We start from the raw sequence: 23,676 nt of genomic DNA, 5'->3' as shown, positions 1-23,676 counted from the left end.
AAAATCTTGCTCTAGATTTTTAAAGTTCAAAAATATGAATATGCCCATCTAAATCGGGTACTACCACCTTATTATTAGCAATTGCTGGCTCAGCGTATACTCCTCCATGCACAAACCCTGTAATTTTTGACGGCTGATACTGCCATGCTATTTTTCCTGTGGTTTTATCTAACGCGTAAAAGCCGCGCTGTGTTTTAAACCAACCCGTATGATCATGCCCCGTAGCACCAATAAAGACATAGTGCTCTGACATAACAGGCTTACCCCAAGCCCAACCTGATAAAGATGTTTGCCAAATTATAGCGCCTGTCTGTGCATCTATTTTATATAACTTCTTGGCATCTGAACTACCTATGTAAAAAGTACCAGCTGAGTTATCAACAACAGCACTGGACTCAACCCATGACCCATCAGGCATCACAATCTGCCATTTCACCTTACCTGTATCCTTATTTAATCCATAAATATAGGTATCTCTAGAGCTAATAATTAATGTCTGGTTATATAATGACGGACTCGATGAAATGATCCCTTTACTGGCAAATTGCCAATTTAATTGACCCGTTTTTTTGTCAATTGCATAGACAGTTCCTTGCCAACTACCGATATAAACATTTTGTTCATCAAGCGTCGCTATACCGCGGATCATACTATTTGTTTCAAAACGCCATTCAACCTTACCTGTGGTTTTATTAATTGCGTATAAGTGATTATCTGCACTACCAACAAATATAGTGTTATTGCTCACTACAGGACTTGATTTGGTGTAATCAAAACTCCAAGGTGACTTATCTTCAGGTAACTGTCTAGCGACCTGCCTGTCATTAAGGTTAGTTTGCCAGTTCACCAAAGCGCTTTTTCTATCGAGCGAATATAAATGGCCGTCATCACTACTAAATAAAACAGCCTGGCCGTCCAATAAAGGCTTTGAACGCACTTTGCCTGTTGTAGGAAAAGCCCAAATGATTTTGTGATTTTTTAAATCTATCGCGTACAACTTGCCATCATCACTTCCCACGTATGCTGTATTATCCTGAGCGGTTATTCCTCCCCAGTTTTGACCTCCTAGCTTGATATTAGCTTGATGCTCACCACTGTGTGCAAAAACAACAAAAGGAATTAATAAGCAAAGATAAAAAGTGATATTCAATTTGGTAAAAGATTTCAAATTACGTTCCTCCTAAAAGCTAGGAAGACACTAATTTAGAGATGACATATAAGTCCTGAAAAGGACCTTAAATTATCTTAATAATTTTTATTACTATACTTTTCAGTTTATTAGATTTAGTTCAGCTGCCAGCTTTTTAAATTCAACTAACCCCCATAGAGTTGAATAATGTGAGTCCGACGCTATCCAAAGCACTTCATAACGACCTTCTTGAGCCGCCTGTTTTAGATATTGAATTGCCAGTTCGTTCTTACCCAAAACTGTAGCATATCTCGCTAGCGCCATAGTCCCCGAATAATGACCAAGGTCTGTACGTGATGTGTCTTGATAAAGTAACCATTCATAAACCGCTTTTATACCGCTTTGTTCATATAACTCCGTAAGATGAGTGATATCGTTTGGCGTATAGCCCCTATGTTTCATTACTTCTGCCAAGGCATTAAATGCGCCAAGCTTATTACCCAGTTTTGTATATATAGCGCCCAAACAAACATGATAAGACACACTATCTGAGTTATAAGAATAGAGCTTTTCAAGTTCATTTAAAGCAAGCTCATATTGCTGGCTCATATAATAAGTCCAAGCAATGCTTTCACTTGAATACGCATCAGGTAGAAGAATTTGATATTGCTTAATTTGTGCCATAGCCTCTTCAAAATGACCAACGGCCAACAAGTACTGTCCATATAAATGATGGCCTTCTGGGTGTGGTAAAGAATTTATAAAATATTGCTCAGCTTCTTTAACATTTAACCGTGTCATAAAAGTCAATTTCGCAAGTTGTAGGTTTGCTTCTTGATGATCAGGCTGAGTTAGATAAGCTTTCGCCAACCACAAAGTCGGCTCTGTTAGCTCCGGGTGAATTAACACGATATCTTTAAGCATTTCAATTGCCGTTGGCAAAGCATCATGCTGATTTTCTAGATAAACCTTGCGTGATTAAAAGGCTCAATTAGATCGCTAGGAATACTTTGTTTCTCTGAACTAGGCTTAAACAATAATATGCCAAACCCAATTAATAAAAACGAAACGGCAATGGCTAAATGTGTTGATTTATAACCCAACCGAGTGTGGCGTTTAAACTCTGGGCCAATCCAACGATAGCCAACACCAGAAACCGTTTTTATATAGCATAGATGTTTTGGATCATCTCCTAACGTTTTTCTGAGGTTATTTATAGCAACATAAATTGCGTCTTCAGATACAATTTTATCTTGCCAAAGAGAGTCAAAAATCTGCTCTTTAGTAATATTTTTCTTACTATTGTGCTGAAACAACATAAGCAGCGCATACTGCTTGGCATCAAGTGTAATACAACCATTTTTATGATGAAGAGAAAGGGAGGTGTGATTAATTTTCCATGCTATAGGCACTGTGCTCTCAATTGTCATTAACCTGATAACCTCCAACTACATGGCTGCGGAGAGCCACTGAAAAATGGAGTTTTTTAATTCCACTGCTAATAATATCGACTTATCTATTTTGTCTGTTTCTGCTTTTATAATCAAAGGCTATATTAAGCAAGTTAGTTATATCTTAATATAACTAGCTTTCATTGTTGAAACCATTAATAAACACCTTTAATTACTCCAATAAATACTGATTTATATGCAAACCCTCCTCAAAGTTTATTCGAAGCTAGGCGCGCAGCAAAAATTACTCGTTCATAAACAGTTCAGTTAAAGTTCAATAATAATGCAACTATAACTACATGATTATATGAAAGTTGTATTAATTAGATACGCTTTACTTACTAAGCCAGCAATACTTTAAATTTTATCAATATAGGAAAAACACATGCTTAGGACAGCAGTACTAGCTTCGTCTTTATTTACTCTTTCTGCTCACGCTAACATTAGTGTTTTCGATGATATGCTTGCTTGCCACACTTCAGACTCTAATCCTGGATTAGCTGTCAGAATAGAACAATCAGGCAAACTTATTTATACCGGTGTCGCTGGTCTTTCAGATATTAAAAGCAAACAAGTGTTAAAACTTGATAATGTTTTTCAAATCGGTTCTGTATCAAAACAATTTACTGCTGCTGCCATTTTACAATTAGTAGAAAAAAACAAACTTGCACTATCTGACACGCTTGGAGATTTTATAGCTGGGTTACCTACAGAATTTGCCCAAGTGACCATAGCAAGCGTGCTCAGTCATACTTCTGGTTTACCAAACTACAATAACGATGCAAGGATCAGAAATATATGGCATATAAAGCAAGACCTTGATGCCATCATTAAAGAAATCACAAAACAGTCTGTTATAGCCGGACCAGGCGAGGTGTTTAACTACTCCAATACAGGGTATGTCTTACTCGGAAAGGTTATCGAAGTGGCATCGGGCTTGAATTATGCCGACTATCTTAGAACCCATATTTTTAGCCCCTTGCAAATGAACCATTCCTACGTCACAAAACAGGATGAAGGCAACACTGGCACAACAGGCTACACAAGCGACAATAATTCACCTATCAAAGTAGACAGAAGCTGGGTTCATGCCTCAGGCGCAATTGTTTCAACTTTAGAAGATATGAGCCGCTGGCACCAAGCTCTCATTAGTGGAAAAGTTATTTCTAAACCAAGTTATCAAAAAATGATAACGCCAACTGTTTTAAATAATGGAGAAACTTCGCCTTACGGATTTGGCCTTTATAACTACCCCATTAGCGGCAAAAAGACCATCAACCACGAGGGCTGGATCCCTGGATTTATGACATGGTCAATTTACTTACCTGACGATGACCTCTATGCCGTTGCATTCAGTAATAATGATGCAAAGCACCCTGGTCCTTTGGTGCTTGATATGATTGCAAGGCAAATAAGTTTATCTCCAGCCCCAATCACTAAAATCAACAAAGGCTTAGCTAAAAATTTAATTGGAAAATATCAATTTACAGACAACCGCGTCATGACTATCTCTGAAGAAAATAAGCAGTTCTTTGGACAAATTAATGACGAGCCTAAGCGACGCTTGCTCCTAAGAGAAGATGAGTCGTTTTCTTTCGAGTGTACTGAAAATTACTATAAACTGAGCAATAAAAATGATGAAGTAATACTGACGCCAATCAATCTTTATAGAGGTGAAGGTCAACCTTTACGTAAATTGCTATAAATTAAAAATAAATCAATAGATTTGCGTGATTAGTTCTTGAGAAGGCGAATTACACCTTCTCAATACTCAACAACACTTCACCCACTTTAAAACCAAACTTAATAATCTCAGTACGGTTAATTAAGCGATTTTCATCCACTAGATACATCCAATCATCAAGGGTAACGACCAAAGGATCGCCTTTATATTGAATTTCTAAATCATAACGCCAGTACAAAGCATTCCCGCGGGCCTGACCGTTTGCTTGACCAATTACATCATTCGCAGTGCCTGTATATTCACCGTCTGCGGTTTTAGTTATCAGCCAAGTGCGCATGTCTTTCTCACCATCATCGTAGACAAACCACTCATCTAGCTTGCCTTTCAGTTGACCATCTTCTTGCTGCCAAGTGCCGATCAACTTCACAGTAAAGCTTCGCTGAAATGCACCACCTCTGTCGAGCACTACACCATGAGCTTTAAGCTCGCCCTGAAAAAACTCCTCTAATTTTAATTCAGGTGTTTTACCAACGTAATCATCAATATGGTTGCTTGAACACCCAACTAAAAACATCAATCCAAAGATGAGTGTTAACACTCTGATCATTTTTTCTCTCCAATAAGTTGCGCACGCAGTTTCGGCTCCGAAGTTTTTTCACTGAGCCAAATCGCAAGAAAAGCTTTACCAAATTGCTGATCTGTCATGCTTCCTATTTTGCGCGTTGCATCATAAAAATCCGACGCACCATCGGGGTGTAAACGAATAATAAGTTGGCTACCCTCTTTGATATCGGGCCAGATCTGCTCAAGTTGCGTTGCCCAATTTGGAATAGCTTCATTTTCATAGCCAATGTGACCCCATTGATCTAATGTGGCTTCTATCAAGTCTTCTTTGTCTATGTCTCTGAGGTAAGTGATTTTCAGCGCAATTGGGGTGGCACCAGCTTGATAACTAGGTGTTTGTCCGAACAACTCTGCTTTATACAGCTCCCAAAACATCACAGACATTTGACCCTCACCGTATTTAATAAGGTCTTGTACTGGTGAGGCAAGGACGTTAAAAGAAAAGAAAAAACAAATAAAAAAAATCACACGCATGACGTGTACCTGTTGATTTAACTTAACTTGTAATACGGCTTGTTATTTAAATAGATCAACAAAGGCATAACTAACGCCCAACCCAGCGCATAAATAAATAAAAATTGTGTCTGCGCAACACCCATGCCAAGTGCACCAAATTTAACAGCAGCAAAATAACTCAGCGGACCAAAGATGCCACCAATTAAAGCATTAACAAACACATTCAGTTTGTTCAACCAATCAAAAGAGTAATTTAGGCTAAGCACAAACATCAGCCAAAGTAGGCATAACCATGCCGGGAAGAAGCCTTCATTAAAGGTTAAAATACCCAACTTGAACATTAAAAAATCAAAAGAAATGCCAACTGACGCTATCGGCAACAATTTGAAATCTCGAGTCCTTTGTTTAAATAAAGCAAAGTGCAGTGCAATTAAAGGCAATAAAAACCAGCTTGCATGCTCGGTTAACAAAGCACATGTAAACCATACAAGCTGGAATAGGAAGAAGTTAATAACGGCAAATTTGTTCATCAGCATCGTTTCGATAATGAGGCTTACGAAGCACTAGATGATGAGTGCTTATCACACGCTCTAGAAATGCTCCTTCACAATATGCCAGATAAAAATGCCATAAACGCTTAAACTGCTCGTCGAAACCGAACTCGGTGAGCGCTTGCCAATTTTCATCAAAACCTTTGCGCCAGTCTGCCAGTGTTCTTGCATAGTGCAGACCTATATCTTGGATATTATCAAGCATCATATTGGTTTGCTCGGCAACGTGCTTACTCATAATCGCTATCGATGGCAAACACCCACCCGGAAAAATATAGCGCTGAATGAAGTCAACGTTAGTACGGTAATGATCGTAACGAGAATCTAAAATGGTAATGGCTTGAACAAGCATTAAGCCGTCATCTTTCAGTAAGCTATTACACTTAGCGAAAAACTCCGCCATAAACTCATGACCAACGGCTTCTATCATTTCGATTGATACTAATTTGTCGTACTTGCCCTCGAGTAAGCGGTAGTCTTTTTTAAGCAAAGTGATCTTATCTTCAAGCCCCTTGGCTTTTACTTTATCTACGGCATATTCATATTGTGCATCTGAAATTGTCGTCGTTGTCACCTGACAACCATAGTGCTCAGCAGCAAATATAGCCAAGCCCCCCCATCCCGTGCCAATTTCAATAAGATGATCGGTCGGCTTTAAATCGAGCTTGTCGCAGATAGTTTTAAGTTTGTTAAGTTGCGCATCATGCAGCTCTATTGCCGTGTCGCTGTATATAGCACTTGAATACATCATGGTGCTATCTAAAAAGCGCGTATATAACTCATTGCCTAAGTCATAATGCGCTAGGATGTTATTTTTTGAGCCGCTTTGAGTGTTGGCATTCTTGCGGTGAAAAATCTTATTTTTCAGTTGGGTAAACCACGCGCCCTGCTTCTCGATTGCATCTAGTTGTTCTTGGCAACGGGCAAATACTTGAATAACCTCGGTTAAGTTTGGCGTTGTCCATTTCTTCGCGATGTAGGCTTCAGCTGCTGCAATGCTACCCCCTTTTACGAAATCGACATACATAGACGCATCTTGAACGATGATCTTGCCGCATAGTTTGGCGTCTGTGTTACCTAAACGAGTTATTTGTCCGGCTTCTTCTATTTCTAAACTGGCTTTTTGTAGCTTATCGAGTAACGAAATAACCAGGTTGCGACATTTATTTTCAAACCAAGAAAGTTGCTCTGGATTCGATGTTGCAGTGACGTTGGTAGATGACTGTTCCATTATTAACCTCTAGTCTCAGGGTGCGCAATAAATGGGATACGCTTGGCAAACAATTTAGCAGCTTGCCAATAAATGCCAGCAACCACTTTAATTGGCATTAGCGGCGCAAACAGCCATGCTTTAAACAAACTAGTCTTTGTTATTTCACGCTTTTTCATCGCAAGCGTGGCATCAAATTGTTTCTGGTCTTTATGATTTTCAATGTGAACCAAAACCTGCTCTGCTGGCGGCTTTACCCGCCAATGATATTGCATGTCTAAGTCCATAAAAGGAGAGACATGAAAATCTTTTTGAGTTTTCATATCGCTTTGTAAATCGACCAAGTAGTAATGACGCTCAAGCCAAGGTGTATTGCTTACCTCAACCAGCATGTAGCGACACTCACCGTCATTTTGATAACAAAAATAAAAGTTTGCAGGGCTAAAATAAAAACCGAAACATCGGCATTGACCCATTAACGTGACTCTTTCGCCATCCCATTTCCCACCCAGTTGGGAAACTTTACTTGCTATACGTTGTTTTAAATTACCGGGTTCATTTTTTACATAATCAGCTTGAAAAAAACTCATAGGCGCAAATTTTTTCAAGCTAAATACAGAATGAGAAGCTGCTAATTCTTCAACTTCATCTAAGTCTAGCGCAAGTTGTGTCATGGTGTAGTTAAACTCATGACTTTTAGGACTAAAGCGTCTGTGCCTGACTTGGCCCTGATAAATCGCGCTATTCATAACTACAGCTCACACTCGAACCGTTTACACACATCTAGTGCTGAACGCACGCCATCTTCGTGAAAACCGTTGTACCAGTAAGCGCCGCAGAAGTGCGTGCGATTTTTGCCACAAATGTCAGAGCGACGCTGCTGCGCAGCCATACTTTGCTTGTTAAACACCGGGTGGTGATAGGTGAATTCTCTTAATATTTTGGTTTTATCTATGATAGCCGTTTGATTCAATGTCACGCAGAAGGTAGTGTCACTTAGCAGACCCTGCAATATATTCATATTGTAGGTCACCGCGGCTGGGCGCATATTAGTATTGTCTAAACGGTAGTTCCAGCTAGCCCAAGCTAATTGGCGTTTTGGCAGCATGTTGGTGTCGGTATGCAACACAACATGGTTTTCACTGTAAGGTATAGTACCAAGTACTTGCTGCTCTTGTTCGTTAGCATCTGCCAATAATGCAAGAGCTTGATCTGAATGGCATGCAAGCACCACTTCATCAAATAGCTCTTCAGTACCATCAGCAAGCTTTACCACTACATTATCTTCGTTACGCGTTACAGAACTTATGTCACTATTGAGACAAATTTTGTCTGCAAATTCACGTGTTAACGGCTTCACATATTCACGAGAGCCGCCTTTTATCACATGCCATTGCGGGCGGTCGCTGATATTTAACAAACCATGGTTGAAGAAAAATTGCACAAAGAAACGCAGTTCAAAGTCACGCATCTCTTTTAAGCTAGTTGACCAGATGGCTGCACCCATTGGCAAAATATAATGTTGGCTGAAATAATCTGAAAAATTATGTTCGTCTAAAAAGTCACCCAATGTTAAATGAGGGGCTATTTGCTGAGCATGTAATGCCTTACACGCTTTGTTGAAGCGCAGGATTTCTCTAATTAGCCCCCAAAATTTAGGGTTTAGAATGTTGCGGCGCTGCGCAAACAACGAGTTTAAATTGTTGCCGTTGTACTCTAAGCCCGATTGAACATTATGGACACTAAAACTCATTTCAGTATCTTTATAGTCAACGCCAATTTGGCTAAGCAATTTTAAAAAATTTGGATAGGTTTTGTTGTTACAAACAATAAAACCTGTATCGATAGCATACTCTTTACCATCGACCTCAACATCAACTGTTGCTGTATGACCGCCAATATAATCGTTCTTTTCAAATAACTTAATTTCGTATTTTTTCGATAACAAGTAAGCGCAGGTTAAACCAGAAATACCACTTCCAATTATGGCAATTTTCTTCATGTTTTTATCATCCTTTTAGCGAGCGGACGCCATAGACTAAATGGTAGAAAAGATAAGACTTTAAGCGTCCACGTAAAGCCTTTAGGAAAATGAATATCAAATGTGCCTTTGCTCATGCCTTTAAAAATGGCTTTGGCAGCGTCACCAGCATCGATAATGCCGGGCATATCAAAGTCATTTTTATTAGTAAGCGGTGTTTTTACGAAACCAGGGTGTATGACACTGATGCCGATTTCTTGTGGTTCAAGGTCAACACTTAGTGTCTTAGCTAAATAAGAAATACCCGCTTTTGACGCACCATAAGCTTCTGCGCGCGTAAGTGGCACATAGGCGGCACTTGAACTCATCAAGCCAACCTGCCCCCCAAACTTTACCTGCTTTAGCCAAGCTTCTAAACAATAACCCACAGAAATCAAATTAGTTTGAATCACTCTTTCAAATAATGCGCCATCAAACTGTTTAGGATTATCTATGTACTCACACGTACCTGCATTTAGAATTAAATGGTCGATGGCTAAATCTTTTGGCAAGGCATTTTTTAATTCGGTTTGATCGTTTAAGTCAAAAGTACAAGGCGTAATGTTTACTGAGTTATCACTTAATGCATTCAACTTTGTTTGGTTTCTACCACACGCATACACCATAAAACCTTGCTGAGCATACTCAAGTGCCAGAGCTTCACCAATTCCGGATGAAGCGCCTGTTATCACAACGACTCTAGAATGTGTACTCATGCTGCTGTCCTGCGTTTAATTAAATTAATCACAGTCCCAAATACTGGCAAGTGCTGATAAATCATTTCACCCGCGTCAAAGTAGTCACGGTGATAAACAACTTTGCCATTCTCAAATTCAAGGTATGTGTTGCCATTCACTTTTAGTGACTGGCCTTGTTTGATCTTCTTGTGTGAAAAAGTCATTACCCAATACACACTTGCTTGGTCATCTTGTTCAAATGACGTATGGATTTCGAATTGGCCTTGGTTTAGGTTCTCATACATGTTGGCAAAGTAGTCTGTGAGTGCAGGTAAACCTTCTATTCTATGAAGCGGATCTTCAAAGATGATATTATCGGCGTACACTTCATTTAATAACTCAAGATTTGACTTATCAAGTTGGTTATACAGCTTTAAAAAATCTGATATCAAGGCATTATTCGACATATTTAAGATAACTCATTCTTGTAATATTCTAGTGCCTGATTTCTTGCTTCTTTTAAATCAACAATCGCATCGGGGTACACATCATTTTGACCTGTTGCAGCCAAATAAGCTTGCGGTGCGTGAATATGTTTGGTCGGCACATTTTCTAATTGTGGTAAATGCTTACGGATAAAATCTCCGTTGGGATCAAACTTCTCACTCTGTGTTAGTGGGTTAAAGATCCTAAAATATGGTTGTGCATCGCACCCTGTGCCCGCCGCCCATTGCCAACCGCCGTTATTAGCCGCCAAATCACCATCTATAAGATGCTGCATAAAAAACGCTTCGCCTTTTCGCCAATCCACCAGCAAATGTTTAGTTAAAAAGCTGGCGACTATCATGCGTAAGCGATTGTGCATCCAACCTGTTTGTTTAAGCTGTTTAATTGCAGCATCAACAATTGGGAACCCAGTTTGTGCATTACACCAAAGTTCGAATTTATCTTGATTATCTGGCCATGTGAAGCCATGAAATTTTTCTTGAAAGTCTTTATTTTTACTTAAGCTTGGGAATGAATCTAAAAGATGACGATAAAACTCCCGCCAAATCAACTCATTCAACCAGCTAAATTGTGGGGATTTCATGTCTTCTAGCACATTTGGCATATGATTAATTAGCTCAATGAAAACTCGTTTTGGACTAATAGCACCGATGGCTAGATAAGGAGACAAACCACTGGTTGCTTTTAAATCTGGTCTGTCTCTATACAGCTCATAATCATCATGCTTTTCAGATAAAAAGCGTGGTAAAACTTGTCGTAAAGTAGTGTCAGCCAACGGCCATTTTGACGAATTAGCTTTTGGGTAATCGAAACTAAATTTATGCTCGTCAAATTCAACATCAACTGCCGCTAGGTTGCCTAAATAGCCTTGATCAAAGCCACTTTGTTTAACCGCTTGCAACCATGCCTTTTTGAACGGTGTAAAGACTTTAAACATTTCGCCCTGCTTGTTGCGTACAGTGCCTTTTGGCAACATCACATCGGCTTCAAACAAGTTCAGTTCAATACCTGCAGCAACTTGTTTATCTCTGTCTACCTCATCTATTTCTAGCTGGCTGTTTGCAAAAACCCTCGTGATTTGATGCGCAGAGCAAAAACGCAATAATTGATCGATTTGATTATTAAAATCACTGCCGCTTATCACTGTCAGCTCAACACCTTGGGCGTTAAGTTGTTGTTCGAACCACGCCAAATGACGCGCCATAAAGTCGACCTGAATAGGTGCGACGTTATGCCGCTGCCAGGTATTTGGAGTAGAGATGAAAATTGCCTGTTTACATCCTTGCGATAGGGCTTGTATTAATGCGGGGTTGTCATCGAGTCTAAAATCTTTCCTTATCCAATAAAGGGTACTCATTACAGGCTAAACCTTAATTTTAAATCTGCCGGATATGGGTTTAGATACACTTGTTTAGACAAATACTCGTTAGGATAATCACGAAGGTAATGATTAATGAGTGTCAATGGGACGAGTAATGGTACTAGGCCTTGTCGATAGGCAAATACTTGCTCGGTCAATTCTTCTTTCTTTGTTTTATCGAGTACTTTTTTGAAGTATCCCTGTAAATGCTGAAGCGTATTCGTGTTATTTCGGCGAGTCGCTGGAATTTTCAGTGCAGCCATTAACATTGAAATGTATTGCTCCGCTATAGCTTCTAAAGGCTCTTTCGACTCACCCAAAAGTTTGCCTATGCTCTTATATGCCTGCAGACTATGACTCATGACCAAGTATTTATTTTGGCTGTGAAATTCTATAAGTTTGTGCTTTGTGATCCCGGAAGCAACAATGTCTTGCCACTTTTTGTAAGTGAAAACGCGAGTTACAAAGTTTTCTCTTAATACTGCATCATTTAAGCGACCATTTTCTTCACAAGGTAAGTTAGGGTGAGCTTCTAATATCTGCTTTGCAAATAATCCGACACCATTGTGTTCGCAGCCTTTACCATGCTCGTAATACACTTTAACTCGCGACATGCCACAACTAGGACTGCCTTTCATAAACACAAAGCCACTTAAATGGTCAATACGAGATGACACTTTTTGACCATAATCAGTCATCTCTTCTGTGACATCCATAGAGCCATCAGGGCGAGAAACTGCAATCAGATCATCGTATTTTATTTGTCTTATGGTTGGCCTTGGGATAGGCAAACCAACAGCGACCTCAGGGCAAAACTTTTCATATTCGACGTATTTACCTAACTGATTCATACAAAAATCAGACTTCTTGTGACTTTTGTCAAAGCGCACTTTATCACCAGTCAGGCAAGCGCTAATACCAATTTTAACTGGTGAAGAAAATTCTGTGTTAAACGTATTCATTACCATCTCCTAGTAAATAAATTTACCAATCGGGTTAAGTAATTTGCTAAGCCCTTGGGTAAAGTGCAGCGAATCGCTAGATACAGTTAAGCACAAACACCCTTCTTTGGTAACGGGTGTATGAGTGTCGTTGCCATCAAGCCAGATAAAATCTCCGCGTTGGTAAGTACCCATTTCATCTTCAAAGCTTCCATCGACTAATAACGTGATCTCAAAGCCGTTATGTGTATGATTTGGTACCGAGCCCTCGGCGTCAATATGCAAAAGACTCATGCGTAAATCGCCGTCTTCAAGTTCAAATCGAGAGCGGGATAATTTGCCTAAATTCATCCAATTTGAACGTTCAATATTTCTTAACACTTGCGGCAAACAGTATGGCGTATCTGCCACTGTTATTTCTTGTATTTCAGATTCAACAATTTCTTCAATGTATGTGTCTTGGGTAATATCATCAATAAATGAATCAAAGTCGAACTGTAATTCGAGTTCGCCTACATCTATGGTATCGAAATCGAAACATGAATCTGCTGCTTTACCTGTAAGCTCTGTGACTTGTTGCTGACATTTTGGGCACATTTCTATGTGAGCAGCAATCATAATATTAACTGATGCAGGTAACTCACCAGCAACATAGCTTTCAAGCATCTCTAGTTTAGGATGGTGCTTAATCATGATTTGCTCCTATGTGCTGTTTTAGTTTTGTTAGTGCTAGTCTCAGTCTTGATTTAACTGTCCCGAGTGGGATATTTAATTGTTTTGCAAGTTGCTCTTGTGAAAGCTCTTGAAAATACACGCCACGAACAACTTGCTTTTGATTTTCAGGTAACCGATTTAGATATTGCTCTAGCTGTTTGTCCATAAGATGATCTGCAAACATGTGTTCATCACTGTTTTGCGCCTCAGCTAAAGGCCATATATCTTCACTTATGGTGTCTTCTTGATTGGATTGGATTTTGCGCAACATATCAAAGCTAATATTACGCATGACTGTGTATATCCAAGTAGTAGCAGCGCCTTTTTCTACGTTATAAAGGTGTGCCTTTCGCCATACGTTAGTCATCGTTTCTTGCAGTAACTCATTGGCCATAACAGGATTGTTAAACTGCTTACGACCAAAACCAATGATCTTTGGAGAGAACCATTTAAATAAATTCGCAAAGGCGCTTTTATCACGCTCTTGTGCCACACTAATTAACCAAGAAGACAATGTTTTGCCATCAATTTCAGAGGCTGGAGTCTGAGATTGTTTCGTTGTGCTCATCGAAGGATGGGTGTTCCTATTTTCTGTGCTCACCATGACTAAACCCATTAATTGCATTTTCTTTCATTACGATGGAAGAATAGGTATAGATCAATTTAATTTTAGCGGATACTGGAAGTGTAGATGATATATCTGATTTAACCTAACATAACGGTATGCAGGAAATTTTGAGCTTTATCAAAACTGTAGGGTTCAACAAACACTTCTTTTTGTTCCATGGACAGTGGCAGTAACTCTAAAAATCTAGCACACACCCAATTTGGGTCTTGGAACTGAGGGTCTGAATATAAACTTTGAATATCTCCATGCAGTGAAAAAATCTCTTCAAGCTTATCAGCTAAAGCAATATGACTTTCACTACTGCTCGCCTCAGGCCAATGATTTATTGGCTGGCACTGTGCAAAGCGTAGGTTATCCTCATCAAAATGAACCTCAGACAAACTCACCAATGACTTTGCTTTTACATCGATATGCAACATGCCGTCTTCTTCATAAAAATCAATGATATCAACCCAAGCCGCCCATTCTGATACTTCAAACTCTGTATCAGGCTTGTAAACAGTCAAGGCAAAACCTTGGTCTCGGGTCGCAATAGAAACCAATTTTTTATATCTAGGTTCAAAGATCCTCAGACGAGTTACACCACCTGGTAATAAAAATACAGGTAGAGGAAATACAGGTAGTTGCATAAATAGGCCAAATAATTCTTCATGTCCTTATTTACGTCAGAAGTATTTAAATAGATCGTTTAAGTTTGCCTGCTATCAGAAGAACATTATTTTTGCGTTTTCAGCACTTAATATTTATCACTCATCTAGTCAAAATTCAGAGTTTTAACAACTTTGTATTAATTTACCAATCTCATTAGAGCGGGTATGAAACTTAAATCTGTTATTTTTTTATCTTAAAATTTTATTTTTCCGGAGCTTTGACAGTTAATTGATTAAAGCAACAATTAACAAAGTTCGTTTAGAAATGGACTTCGGGCAGCGCTTGATGAGCATTTTTATGACGTTATAATCAGACTAAAATAGAATACCTAATGTAGATAAAATTGACATTGAGCAACTACACCTGGCGCATCTAAGCGGTTGCTCAACGTAAGTTTTGCACCTTGTTGCTCAATCATATTCCTACACAAGTTAAGCCCTATACCTTTGCCTTGCGATTTGGTGGTATAAAACGGCACAAATAAATTATCAGCGTTATGAATACCCGACCCCGAATCTTTTACTTCAATAAAAATTTGCTTTCCCTGCTTGTAAGCATCTAATTGAATTGGTTGTTGTGATTTGCTCGCTTCAATCGCATTCTTTACCAAATTAACCAACACTTGTTCGAGCAATACTTTATCTGCAAGTACTTCAAGCTTGCTGCATTTAATCTCAATGGGGTAATCAAACAAATTGCTTACCGATTTAAATAATGGCGTAATCTCGAATGGTTCTAAATGAACATCGAATTGTTTACTTAAATTCGCATAACGATTTACAAATTGCATCAAACCATTACTGCGCTCAATAATAACCTGTAAAGCCGGATCTAAATTCGCAAACTCGTCATTCCTTTTAAGCATATCTTGTAGTGTTTGTGCTAACGACTTAATGGGTGACAGTGAATTATTGATTTCATGACTCAATACGCGAGTCATTTTCTGCCAAGCTACTTGCTCAGTGTGATACACCACCTGCTCAATGTTAGTTAATACCAACAATTGATAATTCTGCTCTTGCATGGTGAATTGACTATGCCGTAGCTGCCATTTTGAGATAAAAGATTCATCCCTTAATTGCCATTTATTATCGACTAACATAAAGCCTAAGTCGTCCGCGCTTGTGTGCCTGAGGGTCTGCCATGGTTGCTTACACCAATTAGAAAAAGCCTCATTAGCATGATGCAATCTATGCTCTTTGTTAAAAACAACAATAGGCGTTGCAAGTTGCTCAATGAGTCTGAGTACTAATACTGCTTGTTGATCATACTGCGATTTCCTGTTTTGCAGATCAACCGAGATAGTAGTAATTTCATCTGCTAATAATTTAACTACGCCTTGATTAAATTTAGGGTTTGCGCGCAAAGAATAGTCTTCATTTCTTATTGCCTCGAGTACAGCTGAAAAACGATAGTAAGGGTTGAGCAAAGTCCGTTTAACAAACCAACAAAGCAACGCAAAAGGGCAAATTAATAACACCAAGACAGTGCAAACCACTAAGACAGTAGCTGAGCTATACCAAAGGATAAAGCCCGTTAGACCAGACAAAACCAACAAGCAACTGCCAATAAACAATGTCAGTATGCTTTCTATGGAAAGTAACTCTAGTTGCTCTACAAGTTTTTTTATTAGTTTGAACATGTGCTGGCTCATTATTTTTTATTAAGCAACTTACTTAGTAGACATACCAAACTTTTCTAAACGACGGTAAATAGCACTTTTACTTATGCCCAGTAACTCGCCTGCTTGTTCTACATTATTGTGCGTTTGCACAAGGGCCATTTTAAGTAGTTTTTTCTCAGCATCCTCAAGGGTCATCAAAGTAATATCATCTTCCGATGATACATTCTTAGATGAATTGTTCAGCACTTTAAAATCAAGATCTTGCACATCGATACAGTCACCTTCGGCCATTAAAACCGCCCTTGCCATCATATGACTGAGCTCTCTAACGTTACCCGGCCATGAATAATCAAGCAAAGCGTTCTCGGCTAAATTGCTTAAAGGTAACGGGTTAACTTGGTATTGTTTGGCATGTAATTCAATGAAGTGCTCTGCCAACACAATGATGTCTTCAGAACGTGCGCTCAAAGGAAGGATCGTCAGCTCTATGGTGTTCAATCTAAAATACAAATCGGTTCTAAACTCGCCACTTTCGAGCATGGCTTCAAAGTCGGCATTGGATGCCGCAATAATGCGACAGTTCGCCTGTTGAGTATGCGTATCACCGACTCGCTCGAACTGTTTTGATTCAAGCACTCTGAGCAGTTTAGCTTGTTGATTCAGCCCCATTGTCGCGACTTCATCTAAAAATAAAGTACCATTATTGGCAAGCTCAAAGCGCCCGGCTCTATCTTGTTTAGCATCGGTAAATGCGCCTTTTTTATGTCCAAACAGCTCGCTTTCAAACAAGCTTTCAGGAATGGCACCCATGTTAACAGAAACAAACTCACCATTTCGCGCAGAGTAATTGTGCACATACTCTGCGATACAGCTTTTACCTGTGCCATTTTCACCTCGCAAAAATATGGTTGCATCGGTTTTAGCGACACGCTCTAACTGCGCTTTTAACTTTTGCATCTGTGGGCTGTGCCACAAAATTGATATTGTATTGTTGGTTGATGAAATATCACTTTTGCTTCGTTGAACCAATGACTCATTTTGAGTAATCGTTTCTTGACGATCAATTTGTGCTAAAGCAAGATGTTTTTTGACCATCATCACAACAGCATGATTATCCCACGGCTTAGCAAAAAAATCTTTCGCGCCCAACTGCATGGCTTCAACAGCCAAAGAGACACTTGACCATGCAGTCATAGCTAAAATTGGTGGAAAACTTTTTTTTTGTTGAGCTCTTAGAAAAGCCAACCCTTCTTCACCAGATGTGGTATCGAACTCAAAGTTCATATCGAGTAAGATTAGGTCAATTTGATGCTCTGACAAAACCATTTTAGCACTTGACGGAGAGTGAGCTTCTAAGACTTCGAAACCATGATTACAAAGCAATAACCTTAGACTTAAGCGAATATCAGCCCTGTCTTCTACAATCAAAATATGTTGTTTGTTATTTACTACTGACATGGTTGTTCCTTGTTAACACCGCTTTCTTACTTTTATCTTTGAAATAATAGCCTAGCCTTTGTCTTAAAGGCTAGGCTAAGCTTTGTTGAGATTTATTAAGCACTACTCATTTCTAAGCGCTTTTATTGGGTCTGATGCTATCACTGATTTCACCGGTAAATAACAAGCTAGCAATGATATCAATGCAATAACAGGCAAAGCGACTATCAAAACTGTCAGATCTCCAGTAATGCTCATTGCCAATAACCGAGTACCAAGTAAATACCCTATCCCAGCTAACAAGCCGCCTAGCACTAATCCTATCACCACAGGCTGCATACTTTGCTTCATCACCATTTTTATGACTTGTCCGGTGTGCGCTCCTAATGATAAGTGAATCCCTAGCTCGTAACGTCTCATTTGTACGCTGTAACTTAAAACACCATATATACCTGCTGCAGCTAAGCTTAGCGCCAGTGTAATTAAGCTCACTGTCAGTATGGCAATGAGCGTTGGCTCACGCAGCCTGAGTGTGAGAAGTTCATTTAAGGTACGGTGAAGGCCGATGCTCAGCATAGGGTTCACTTGTTTAAGGGTTGCGAGAATTTCGGCATCACTGATTGGTCCATCCGTTTTGATACTTAGACCAAAGCGTGGGTTTGGTATAAATGGTAAATAGTATCGCTCACGCGCATAATCAACTTGGCGATCAGGGACATAAATATCACCCACAACCCCAACAACAGCCAACGGCTCACCTGCCCGTGCTTGCAAGGTTTGACCAATGGCAGCCTCATTACTATTAAATAGGCGCTTAGCTAATGACTCACTGATGATGATTTCTTGAGGAATTGTATTAGAATCTGTGAGTTCGCTAAAGCTTCGACCATGTAACATTGGAATACCAAGTAACTCAAATGTGTTTGAATCAAATTGCGCAGTACTGACAATACCTAGCATGGTATCTTTGGCATCGTATAGATAGTTTTCCCACCCCATTTGTAGTGGCGTAAGACGAGTTAATGTGACATCTTTTACTTGAGGAAGGTCTTTAAATTGTGACTTTAACTGCTGTGTTAATTCAAAAAAGCCTTCACTTATTTGCCCAACATCGACGCGCACATAGTGTACATTGTCGGTGTTAAATGCCACGTCTTGTGTGACGCGTTTAACTGCTGGTGTGAGCACTGTGGTGGCACCTAGCAACAAAGCGGTCGCCAACCCAACTTGTACGGCCACTAACACATTGCGTGCCGTTGATGAAATTTGTGCACCAGTGCCTTTACCACTGCTTTGTAATGCTTCATTGAGGTGCTCGTAATTGACTTGATTACTCGCCAGTTTGGCCATAATGACGGCAATCACGAGTGTAATAATAAAGCTTGCTGTAATGGTGGTAGGGTCAAGGGCTAAGCGCTGCATACGTGGGAACATATACTGTAAGTCGCTCTCTAGCCACACCATAGTCCAGCCCGCAATCAATAAGCCAAATACACAGGCTAACATGGTCAGAATAATGGTTTCACTGAACATGCCCCAAAAAATGTGTTTAGTTTTAGCGCCAATGGCTGCTTGAATCGCCATAACACGCTGTTTTTGTACAGCTCGAGATAAAAACAGGTTACTCATGTTAGTCACGGCAATGAACAAGAGGGTGAGCACCCCTGCCAGTAATAACAAAGCCATTTCATCACTGTCGGCAATAATTTTATCCTTTAATGGCATAAATTGGGCGCCAATGCTGGTGTTTGGTGCCACATCATCACGACTTAAATAGAGTTCATTTATTTGTGCGCCCAGTGTTTTGTTTGCCTGCTCAATCGATACATTGTCTTTTAAAATGGCAATGCCATTAATGCCGCCAGTGATACTCGCCCAGCGATTGGTAACATCAATTTCTTGGTCAAAACTAAACCAAGCTTCTAGCGGAAAGTTGCCAAATACTTCTGGTGGTTGGAACAACTCCGCCGTTACGCCAACAATTTTGTAAGCATGGTTACCCACAGTGGTAAATGTGCCAATGATGTTTGGATTTGCACCAAAATGCTCTTGCCACATATCATAGCTTAATACCAATACCCTTTGCTTAAAGTTGACTCCTTCGTCTTCGTTGAAGTGGCGACCCAGATGCATTGGCACTGCCAGCATAGAGAAATACTCAGGCGTGACTCTAGCACCATCTAAAAATGGTGTGCCATCTACGTCTCTGAGCTTTTCACCATGCAGGCTCATCAGTGCCATCGTTTCAATGAGTGTTTTGTCACTATAAATATGGTATTGCGCCGATAGGATCTGAAAACCATACTGGGTATCGCCGTTAATGGTTTCACTTTGATCGGTTACAATGAGCTTATCAGCATTCGGATAGGGCAGTGGTTTTGTGAGTACCAAATAATTAATGTTTATCACCACAGCCAGTGCAGCTAGGGTAACGGCCAGTGTTGTGATCACCGTTAAACTAAAGCCTGGCAGGCGCAATAAGCTGCTAATTGCTAGCTTAAACTCTTGCTTTAAGATACTCATACTGCCAACTCCATTTTAAATTCATCAGCCATCACACCGTCCAGAAGATGCAATTTGCGCTTGGCCATATCTGCATACCTTGGATCATGCGTTACCATACAGATGGTGGTACCTTGGCGGTTTAGCTCAGCCAGCATTGCCATTACAGCATCACCATTTTTAGAATCTAGGTTACCCGTTGGCTCGTCCACAAGTAAAATTGCAGGGTCATTCACTAATGCTCTGGCAATGGCAACACGCTGCTGTTGACCACCAGATAACTGGTTTGGCTTGTGACTGGCCCTGTGCGTCATTTCAACTTTTGCTAAGCAAGCCTCTACTTTTTGTTTTACTTCACTCTGAGATAATGCCTTTTCACGGTAGCGCAGTGGTAATGCAATATTGTCAAAAACAGTGAGTTCATCAATTAAGTTAAATGACTGAAATACAAAGCCAATATGTTCGTTACGCATACTTGCTCTTTGATTCACACTCAAATTACTCACATCATGCCCGGCTAATATATATTCACCACCTGAGGCACTGTCTAACAAACCTAAAATCGATAGAAGCGTAGACTTGCCACAGCCAGATGGCCCTGAAATAGACACATAATCACCGGCAAATATCTCTAATTCTACGCCTCTTAAAGCATGGGTTTCCATCTCGCTAGTGACAAACTTTTTCGTGATATTGGTTAGTTTTATTTTTGTGTTACTCATAATTTTTTCCTTTAAGCACTGTTTACTTAACAATGGCAATGTGGGTGTGTGCTTGCCAGCGAGTCATATCACTAAGAATAAACTGCTCGTTAGGCTCTGCGCCAGCAAGTATCTGAATTTGCTCGTCTGTTGCGGCACCAAACTGAACTGGGGTAGCAATGGCCGAGCCGTTATCGGTTAATTTAAATAAAGTCGAATTTGAAAAAGCTTTTACATTGACGGGCTTTTTAATAAACAGTGCGTTTTCTAATTGACCCACAGCAATTGTGCCTTCGATGTTTAACTCTGGTCGTGCGTTGTCGGTTAACGCGCCGTTTAACGCCACTTCAACCTGTATATTGCCGTTGTTGATCACCGGATCAATACGTATCACTTCCCCTGAGATCTCACCACGACGAGTATTGATGCTTACCGCTTGCGCCAGTTGAATAGACTGCATTTTTGACTGTGGCACGTTCAGCAAAGCATAGAGATCGGTGGTACTGCCGACTAAAGCCAATTGCTCCCCTAAATTTACCGCTTGCCCGAGCTCCACACTCAGTGATTGCACCACACCATGAATACCCGCTTTAACAGTTAGGCTGTCGAGTTGTTGTTGTACTAAATCTAATGCTTCTTGTTGTGCCAAAATATTAGAATCGGCAATTTTTAAATTGGCTGCATGCAGGGCTTCAAGCTGGGTAATGCGAGCAGTTTCAATCTCTAAACGTCGAGTTAACTGTCTGACTTGTAATTTAGTACGTTGATAGTCGATATTAGAAACGATTCCTTTGCTGACCAACTGACTCTGTGCGTTCGCTTCGAGTTCGGCACTTTCAAGATCAGCTTGGATGCGGGCTAATTCTGCTTGCTGAGCAAGCAATTCGCGTTTTTGGTTAATATCCGTTTGAATACGCTGGTTTTGACTGTCGATGTAAGCACGCTTTGCATCGCGCACCGATTGGGTAATATTCGGATCTGAAAGCTTTAAAATAACACTATCGGGGGTTACCTCAGCACCCGGTTTTAAAATAATTTCATCAACCGTTGCCTGACTTTTGGCTGTCAACAATCGAGGCTTTTTTGACTTCAACCGACCAAACCCTGATACGCTTAGTGCTAAATCACCCTGCTTAACGGACGCTGACCAAATATCTTTTTTATTGACTTGCTGTGCATAGCTAGGCTGAAAGAACAACCATATGCTCGAAAAAATTAAAACGCCAAGCAATATCACCACACTATGCAAACGTTTAAATTGTCTTTTAGGCTTCACCAATACATCCATAATTTATCCTCACAATGACGTATAGAAGCTGTATTACAAATGACATGCCAAATTTTAAGACCATGTATTATATAGCTTTTTATTTGTAAGGCTGAAGGAGACATACTGTATTTTTACGATATCGAAAATGAATTAACGAAATCGATTCGACGGCGTTTGACCCACTTTAAACCTTCATCACGTCCGAAGTTTGCAGTAAAGGATGGTACATCAATTGTTTCGGGCTAAATCAATAAAGGCGATTTTTCCTTCCAAAACATTGAATATTTAGGGAAACAAATAAACCTGAACAATGCACCAAAGTTATATGTAACTGGCAGCTTCAATGCGGTGCTTCAGACTTGCTTCACCCAAGACCAAATGAGATGATATTTACATGTTATTCTGACTCTTAGGTTAGTTTCTTGAGTTTAAACACGCAAAGCATAGAGAAAAAAAAAAACAGGCATACCGCTCAGTATTATGGTCGAGACTTCTGGCAATTCCATATCGCTTTTTGGGGCATATCTGCCTTCGTGATGTTTTTATCGGGTTTGAGTCAAGAAATGGGCTTTGAAATCGCGCTTGTCAGAAATGTACTTTATGGTGTTTTAGGCTTCCTTTTTACTTTTTTATTTATTTCAGTATTCGATAGATTTCAAAATAAAAAAACACTAAATATACTGTTGATTTGCATCATACTCTCTTACCTGATTGGCACATTAACGACATTATTAATTAACCCTATTAGCGCTTCTCAAAGTGGTTTTATATTATGGCAAGAAAGTTGGACAAGTTGGTTTTCTGGCTCTCTTAACTTCACCTTAGTAACATTGTTATGGTGTAGTTTTTATCTTGCTTTCAAACATGGTTTACAGTTTTTAAACGGTGAAGAGGCAGAAAAAGTGGCTCACGCAATATCTTCAATGTCGTCAGTATCAACTTTTTCAGAGTTTATGGCTTTAGAACGTAATAAAAAACTGTTTCTCTTACCTGTTGAAAATATTTGCGTTGTGCAAGGCGCTGGGGATTATCTTGAAATTATCACCGACGAAGGTAATTTTTTAAAAAGAGAATCCCTCAATAACATGGTTGACATGCTAGACCCTAAAATTTTTCAACGCGTTCATCGCTCAGTCATTGTAAACCTTCATGCCATCGATAAGTTTGAGCCGAAAGGAAAAGGTGACTATACCCTAATTTTAAAATCTGGATTACACATGCCCGCAAGCCGAAGCTACATGAAAAATGTTAAGTCTCAATTTTAAGCCAATATACATATTTGAAATCTATAAATAACACGGTTCATTTAGAAAGAGATTTTCACTCCTCTTAGCTATATTCCTGAAGATGAAACATGCACTATCGTGCGTGTAATTTGTACACTTACCACTTTTTAAAAGTAGCGGCTTTTTCAACAACTCAGACATTCAGTCAAATCAAAGAAATCAGATCACTTAATTGACTCAGCAGAAGGGCACAGGTACGTCTTGGTGCAGTACAATTACTCAATCACTCTATATTTTATTTAATCCACTCAGG

Annotated in this window: 23 protein-coding genes; 2 read left to right on the top strand and 21 right to left on the bottom strand. The window is 39.7% G+C overall.

Annotation, left to right across the window (positions count from 1 at the left end):
• Positions 1–19: 19 nt before the first annotated feature.
• From CWB72_RS03885 to CWB72_RS03875, 3 genes are all read right to left on the bottom strand, one after another.
• Positions 20–1,168: an outer membrane protein assembly factor BamB family protein gene (locus CWB72_RS03885; protein WP_138566775.1), complete on the bottom strand. Its 1,149-nt coding sequence runs from the start codon at positions 1,166–1,168 to the stop codon at positions 20–22.
• A 102-nt stretch (positions 1,169–1,270) separates the two neighbouring features.
• Positions 1,271–2,053 carry a tetratricopeptide repeat protein gene (locus tag CWB72_RS03880; protein ID WP_138566774.1) on the bottom strand — a complete coding sequence of 261 codons (783 nt, stop codon included), beginning with the start codon at positions 2,051–2,053 and terminating at the stop codon, positions 1,271–1,273.
• Between the two features lie 35 nt (positions 2,054–2,088).
• Complete coding sequence (locus CWB72_RS03875; RefSeq protein ID WP_138629393.1) at positions 2,089–2,559, bottom strand: winged helix-turn-helix domain-containing protein; 471 nt, start codon at positions 2,557–2,559, stop codon at positions 2,089–2,091.
• Between the two features lie 406 nt (positions 2,560–2,965).
• On the opposite strand from CWB72_RS03875, the gene CWB72_RS03870 reads away from it, so the two are divergent.
• Positions 2,966–4,285 (top strand): serine hydrolase domain-containing protein, encoded by a 1,320-nt coding sequence (locus tag CWB72_RS03870; protein WP_138566772.1) that lies wholly within the window; start codon positions 2,966–2,968, stop codon positions 4,283–4,285.
• A gap of 49 nt (positions 4,286–4,334) precedes the next feature.
• Here CWB72_RS03870 and CWB72_RS03865 read toward each other — a convergent pair whose 3' ends face one another.
• The 18 genes from CWB72_RS03865 to CWB72_RS03780 all read right to left on the bottom strand — a co-directional run bounded on the left by CWB72_RS03865 (position 4,335) and on the right by CWB72_RS03780 (position 22,155).
• Positions 4,335–4,871 carry a DUF3833 domain-containing protein gene (locus CWB72_RS03865; RefSeq protein ID WP_138566771.1) on the bottom strand — a complete coding sequence of 179 codons (537 nt, stop codon included), beginning with the start codon at positions 4,869–4,871 and terminating at the stop codon, positions 4,335–4,337.
• A complete protein-coding gene (locus tag CWB72_RS03860) occupies positions 4,868–5,362 on the bottom strand; it encodes a chalcone isomerase family protein (RefSeq protein ID WP_138566770.1) in 495 nt (164 codons plus the stop codon). The genes CWB72_RS03865 and CWB72_RS03860 overlap by 4 nt, the downstream gene beginning before the upstream one ends.
• A gap of 17 nt (positions 5,363–5,379) precedes the next feature.
• Positions 5,380–5,874: a DUF2878 domain-containing protein gene (locus tag CWB72_RS03855; protein ID WP_171037217.1), complete on the bottom strand. Its 495-nt coding sequence runs from the start codon at positions 5,872–5,874 to the stop codon at positions 5,380–5,382.
• Complete coding sequence (locus CWB72_RS03850) at positions 5,852–7,126, bottom strand: SAM-dependent methyltransferase (protein WP_138566768.1); 1,275 nt, start codon at positions 7,124–7,126, stop codon at positions 5,852–5,854. Before CWB72_RS03850 ends, CWB72_RS03855 begins: the two co-directional genes overlap by 23 nt.
• Positions 7,127–7,128: 2 nt before the next feature.
• Positions 7,129–7,854 (bottom strand): DUF1365 domain-containing protein, encoded by a 726-nt coding sequence (locus tag CWB72_RS03845; protein WP_138629391.1) that lies wholly within the window; start codon positions 7,852–7,854, stop codon positions 7,129–7,131.
• 2 nt (positions 7,855–7,856) lie between these two features.
• Positions 7,857–9,107, bottom strand: a complete 1,251-nt coding sequence (locus tag CWB72_RS03840; RefSeq protein ID WP_138566767.1) for an NAD(P)/FAD-dependent oxidoreductase — start codon at positions 9,105–9,107, stop codon at positions 7,857–7,859.
• Positions 9,104–9,841, bottom strand: a complete 738-nt coding sequence (locus tag CWB72_RS03835; RefSeq protein WP_138629389.1) for an SDR family NAD(P)-dependent oxidoreductase — start codon at positions 9,839–9,841, stop codon at positions 9,104–9,106. Before CWB72_RS03835 ends, CWB72_RS03840 begins: the two co-directional genes overlap by 4 nt.
• Positions 9,838–10,269 (bottom strand): nuclear transport factor 2 family protein, encoded by a 432-nt coding sequence (locus CWB72_RS03830; RefSeq protein ID WP_130253869.1) that lies wholly within the window; start codon positions 10,267–10,269, stop codon positions 9,838–9,840. Before CWB72_RS03830 ends, CWB72_RS03835 begins: the two co-directional genes overlap by 4 nt.
• A gap of 2 nt (positions 10,270–10,271) precedes the next feature.
• Positions 10,272–11,666 carry a deoxyribodipyrimidine photo-lyase gene (gene phrB / locus CWB72_RS03825; protein ID WP_138629387.1) on the bottom strand — a complete coding sequence of 465 codons (1,395 nt, stop codon included), beginning with the start codon at positions 11,664–11,666 and terminating at the stop codon, positions 10,272–10,274.
• Positions 11,666–12,631: a YbgA family protein gene (locus CWB72_RS03820; protein ID WP_138629385.1), complete on the bottom strand. Its 966-nt coding sequence runs from the start codon at positions 12,629–12,631 to the stop codon at positions 11,666–11,668. The genes phrB and CWB72_RS03820 overlap by 1 nt, the downstream gene beginning before the upstream one ends.
• 9 nt (positions 12,632–12,640) lie before the next feature.
• The gene (locus CWB72_RS03815) at positions 12,641–13,303 is read right to left on the bottom strand and encodes a ChrR family anti-sigma-E factor (RefSeq protein ID WP_138629383.1); all 663 of its coding nucleotides are present in this window, start codon (positions 13,301–13,303) and stop codon (positions 12,641–12,643) included.
• Positions 13,296–13,925 (bottom strand): sigma-70 family RNA polymerase sigma factor, encoded by a 630-nt coding sequence (locus CWB72_RS03810; protein WP_432760864.1) that lies wholly within the window; start codon positions 13,923–13,925, stop codon positions 13,296–13,298. Before CWB72_RS03810 ends, CWB72_RS03815 begins: the two co-directional genes overlap by 8 nt.
• 104 nt (positions 13,926–14,029) lie before the next feature.
• A complete protein-coding gene (locus CWB72_RS03805) occupies positions 14,030–14,581 on the bottom strand; it encodes an LON peptidase substrate-binding domain-containing protein (protein WP_138566762.1) in 552 nt (183 codons plus the stop codon).
• A 350-nt stretch (positions 14,582–14,931) separates the two neighbouring features.
• Positions 14,932–16,245, bottom strand: coding sequence for a sensor histidine kinase (locus CWB72_RS03800; protein ID WP_171037216.1), 1,314 nt, complete (start codon positions 16,243–16,245; stop codon positions 14,932–14,934).
• Positions 16,246–16,275: 30 nt separating this feature from the next.
• On the bottom strand, positions 16,276–17,685 hold the full coding sequence (locus tag CWB72_RS03795; protein WP_138629379.1) for a sigma-54-dependent transcriptional regulator: 1,410 nt from the start codon (positions 17,683–17,685) through the stop codon (positions 16,276–16,278).
• A gap of 102 nt (positions 17,686–17,787) precedes the next feature.
• Complete coding sequence (locus CWB72_RS03790; protein ID WP_252371492.1) at positions 17,788–20,187, bottom strand: ABC transporter permease; 2,400 nt, start codon at positions 20,185–20,187, stop codon at positions 17,788–17,790.
• Positions 20,184–20,888: an ABC transporter ATP-binding protein gene (locus tag CWB72_RS03785; RefSeq protein WP_138629377.1), complete on the bottom strand. Its 705-nt coding sequence runs from the start codon at positions 20,886–20,888 to the stop codon at positions 20,184–20,186. Before CWB72_RS03785 ends, CWB72_RS03790 begins: the two co-directional genes overlap by 4 nt.
• A gap of 22 nt (positions 20,889–20,910) precedes the next feature.
• Positions 20,911–22,155, bottom strand: a complete 1,245-nt coding sequence (locus tag CWB72_RS03780; RefSeq protein ID WP_138629375.1) for an efflux RND transporter periplasmic adaptor subunit — start codon at positions 22,153–22,155, stop codon at positions 20,911–20,913.
• Positions 22,156–22,559: 404 nt separating this feature from the next.
• Between CWB72_RS03780 and CWB72_RS03775 the strand changes: the two genes are divergently transcribed.
• Positions 22,560–23,402: a LytTR family DNA-binding domain-containing protein gene (locus CWB72_RS03775; RefSeq protein ID WP_138629373.1), complete on the top strand. Its 843-nt coding sequence runs from the start codon at positions 22,560–22,562 to the stop codon at positions 23,400–23,402.
• The last annotated feature ends 274 nt before the right edge of the window (positions 23,403–23,676 follow it).

This window comes from Pseudoalteromonas phenolica, assembly GCF_005886345.1.
GTDB lineage: Bacteria > Pseudomonadota > Gammaproteobacteria > Enterobacterales > Alteromonadaceae > Pseudoalteromonas > Pseudoalteromonas phenolica_A.
The sequence above is the reverse complement of the archived record's forward strand: the minus strand, read 5'-3'. Positions and strand labels throughout refer to the sequence as shown.

Coding starts and splice junctions, on each gene's coding strand:
- CWB72_RS03880 (WP_138566774.1), bottom strand. CDS start 2,053: ATGCTTAAAGATATCGTGTTAATTCACCCGGAGCTAACAGAGCCGACT.
- CWB72_RS03875 (WP_138629393.1), bottom strand. CDS start 2,559: ATGACAATTGAGAGCACAGTGCCTATAGCATGGAAAATTAATCACACC.
- CWB72_RS03870 (WP_138566772.1), top strand. CDS start 2,966: ATGCTTAGGACAGCAGTACTAGCTTCGTCTTTATTTACTCTTTCTGCT.
- CWB72_RS03865 (WP_138566771.1), bottom strand. CDS start 4,871: ATGATCAGAGTGTTAACACTCATCTTTGGATTGATGTTTTTAGTTGGG.
- CWB72_RS03860 (WP_138566770.1), bottom strand. CDS start 5,362: ATGCGTGTGATTTTTTTTATTTGTTTTTTCTTTTCTTTTAACGTCCTT.
- CWB72_RS03855 (WP_171037217.1), bottom strand. CDS start 5,874: ATGAACAAATTTGCCGTTATTAACTTCTTCCTATTCCAGCTTGTATGG.
- CWB72_RS03850 (WP_138566768.1), bottom strand. CDS start 7,126: ATGGAACAGTCATCTACCAACGTCACTGCAACATCGAATCCAGAGCAA.
- CWB72_RS03845 (WP_138629391.1), bottom strand. CDS start 7,854: ATGAATAGCGCGATTTATCAGGGCCAAGTCAGGCACAGACGCTTTAGT.
- CWB72_RS03840 (WP_138566767.1), bottom strand. CDS start 9,107: ATGAAGAAAATTGCCATAATTGGAAGTGGTATTTCTGGTTTAACCTGC.
- CWB72_RS03835 (WP_138629389.1), bottom strand. CDS start 9,841: ATGAGTACACATTCTAGAGTCGTTGTGATAACAGGCGCTTCATCCGGA.
- CWB72_RS03830 (WP_130253869.1), bottom strand. CDS start 10,269: ATGTCGAATAATGCCTTGATATCAGATTTTTTAAAGCTGTATAACCAA.
- phrB (WP_138629387.1), bottom strand. CDS start 11,666: ATGAGTACCCTTTATTGGATAAGGAAAGATTTTAGACTCGATGACAAC.
- CWB72_RS03820 (WP_138629385.1), bottom strand. CDS start 12,631: ATGAATACGTTTAACACAGAATTTTCTTCACCAGTTAAAATTGGTATT.
- CWB72_RS03815 (WP_138629383.1), bottom strand. CDS start 13,303: ATGATTAAGCACCATCCTAAACTAGAGATGCTTGAAAGCTATGTTGCT.
- CWB72_RS03805 (WP_138566762.1), bottom strand. CDS start 14,581: ATGCAACTACCTGTATTTCCTCTACCTGTATTTTTATTACCAGGTGGT.
- CWB72_RS03800 (WP_171037216.1), bottom strand. CDS start 16,245: ATGTTCAAACTAATAAAAAAACTTGTAGAGCAACTAGAGTTACTTTCC.
- CWB72_RS03795 (WP_138629379.1), bottom strand. CDS start 17,685: ATGTCAGTAGTAAATAACAAACAACATATTTTGATTGTAGAAGACAGG.
- CWB72_RS03790 (WP_252371492.1), bottom strand. CDS start 20,187: ATGAGTATCTTAAAGCAAGAGTTTAAGCTAGCAATTAGCAGCTTATTG.
- CWB72_RS03785 (WP_138629377.1), bottom strand. CDS start 20,888: ATGAGTAACACAAAAATAAAACTAACCAATATCACGAAAAAGTTTGTC.
- CWB72_RS03780 (WP_138629375.1), bottom strand. CDS start 22,155: ATGGATGTATTGGTGAAGCCTAAAAGACAATTTAAACGTTTGCATAGT.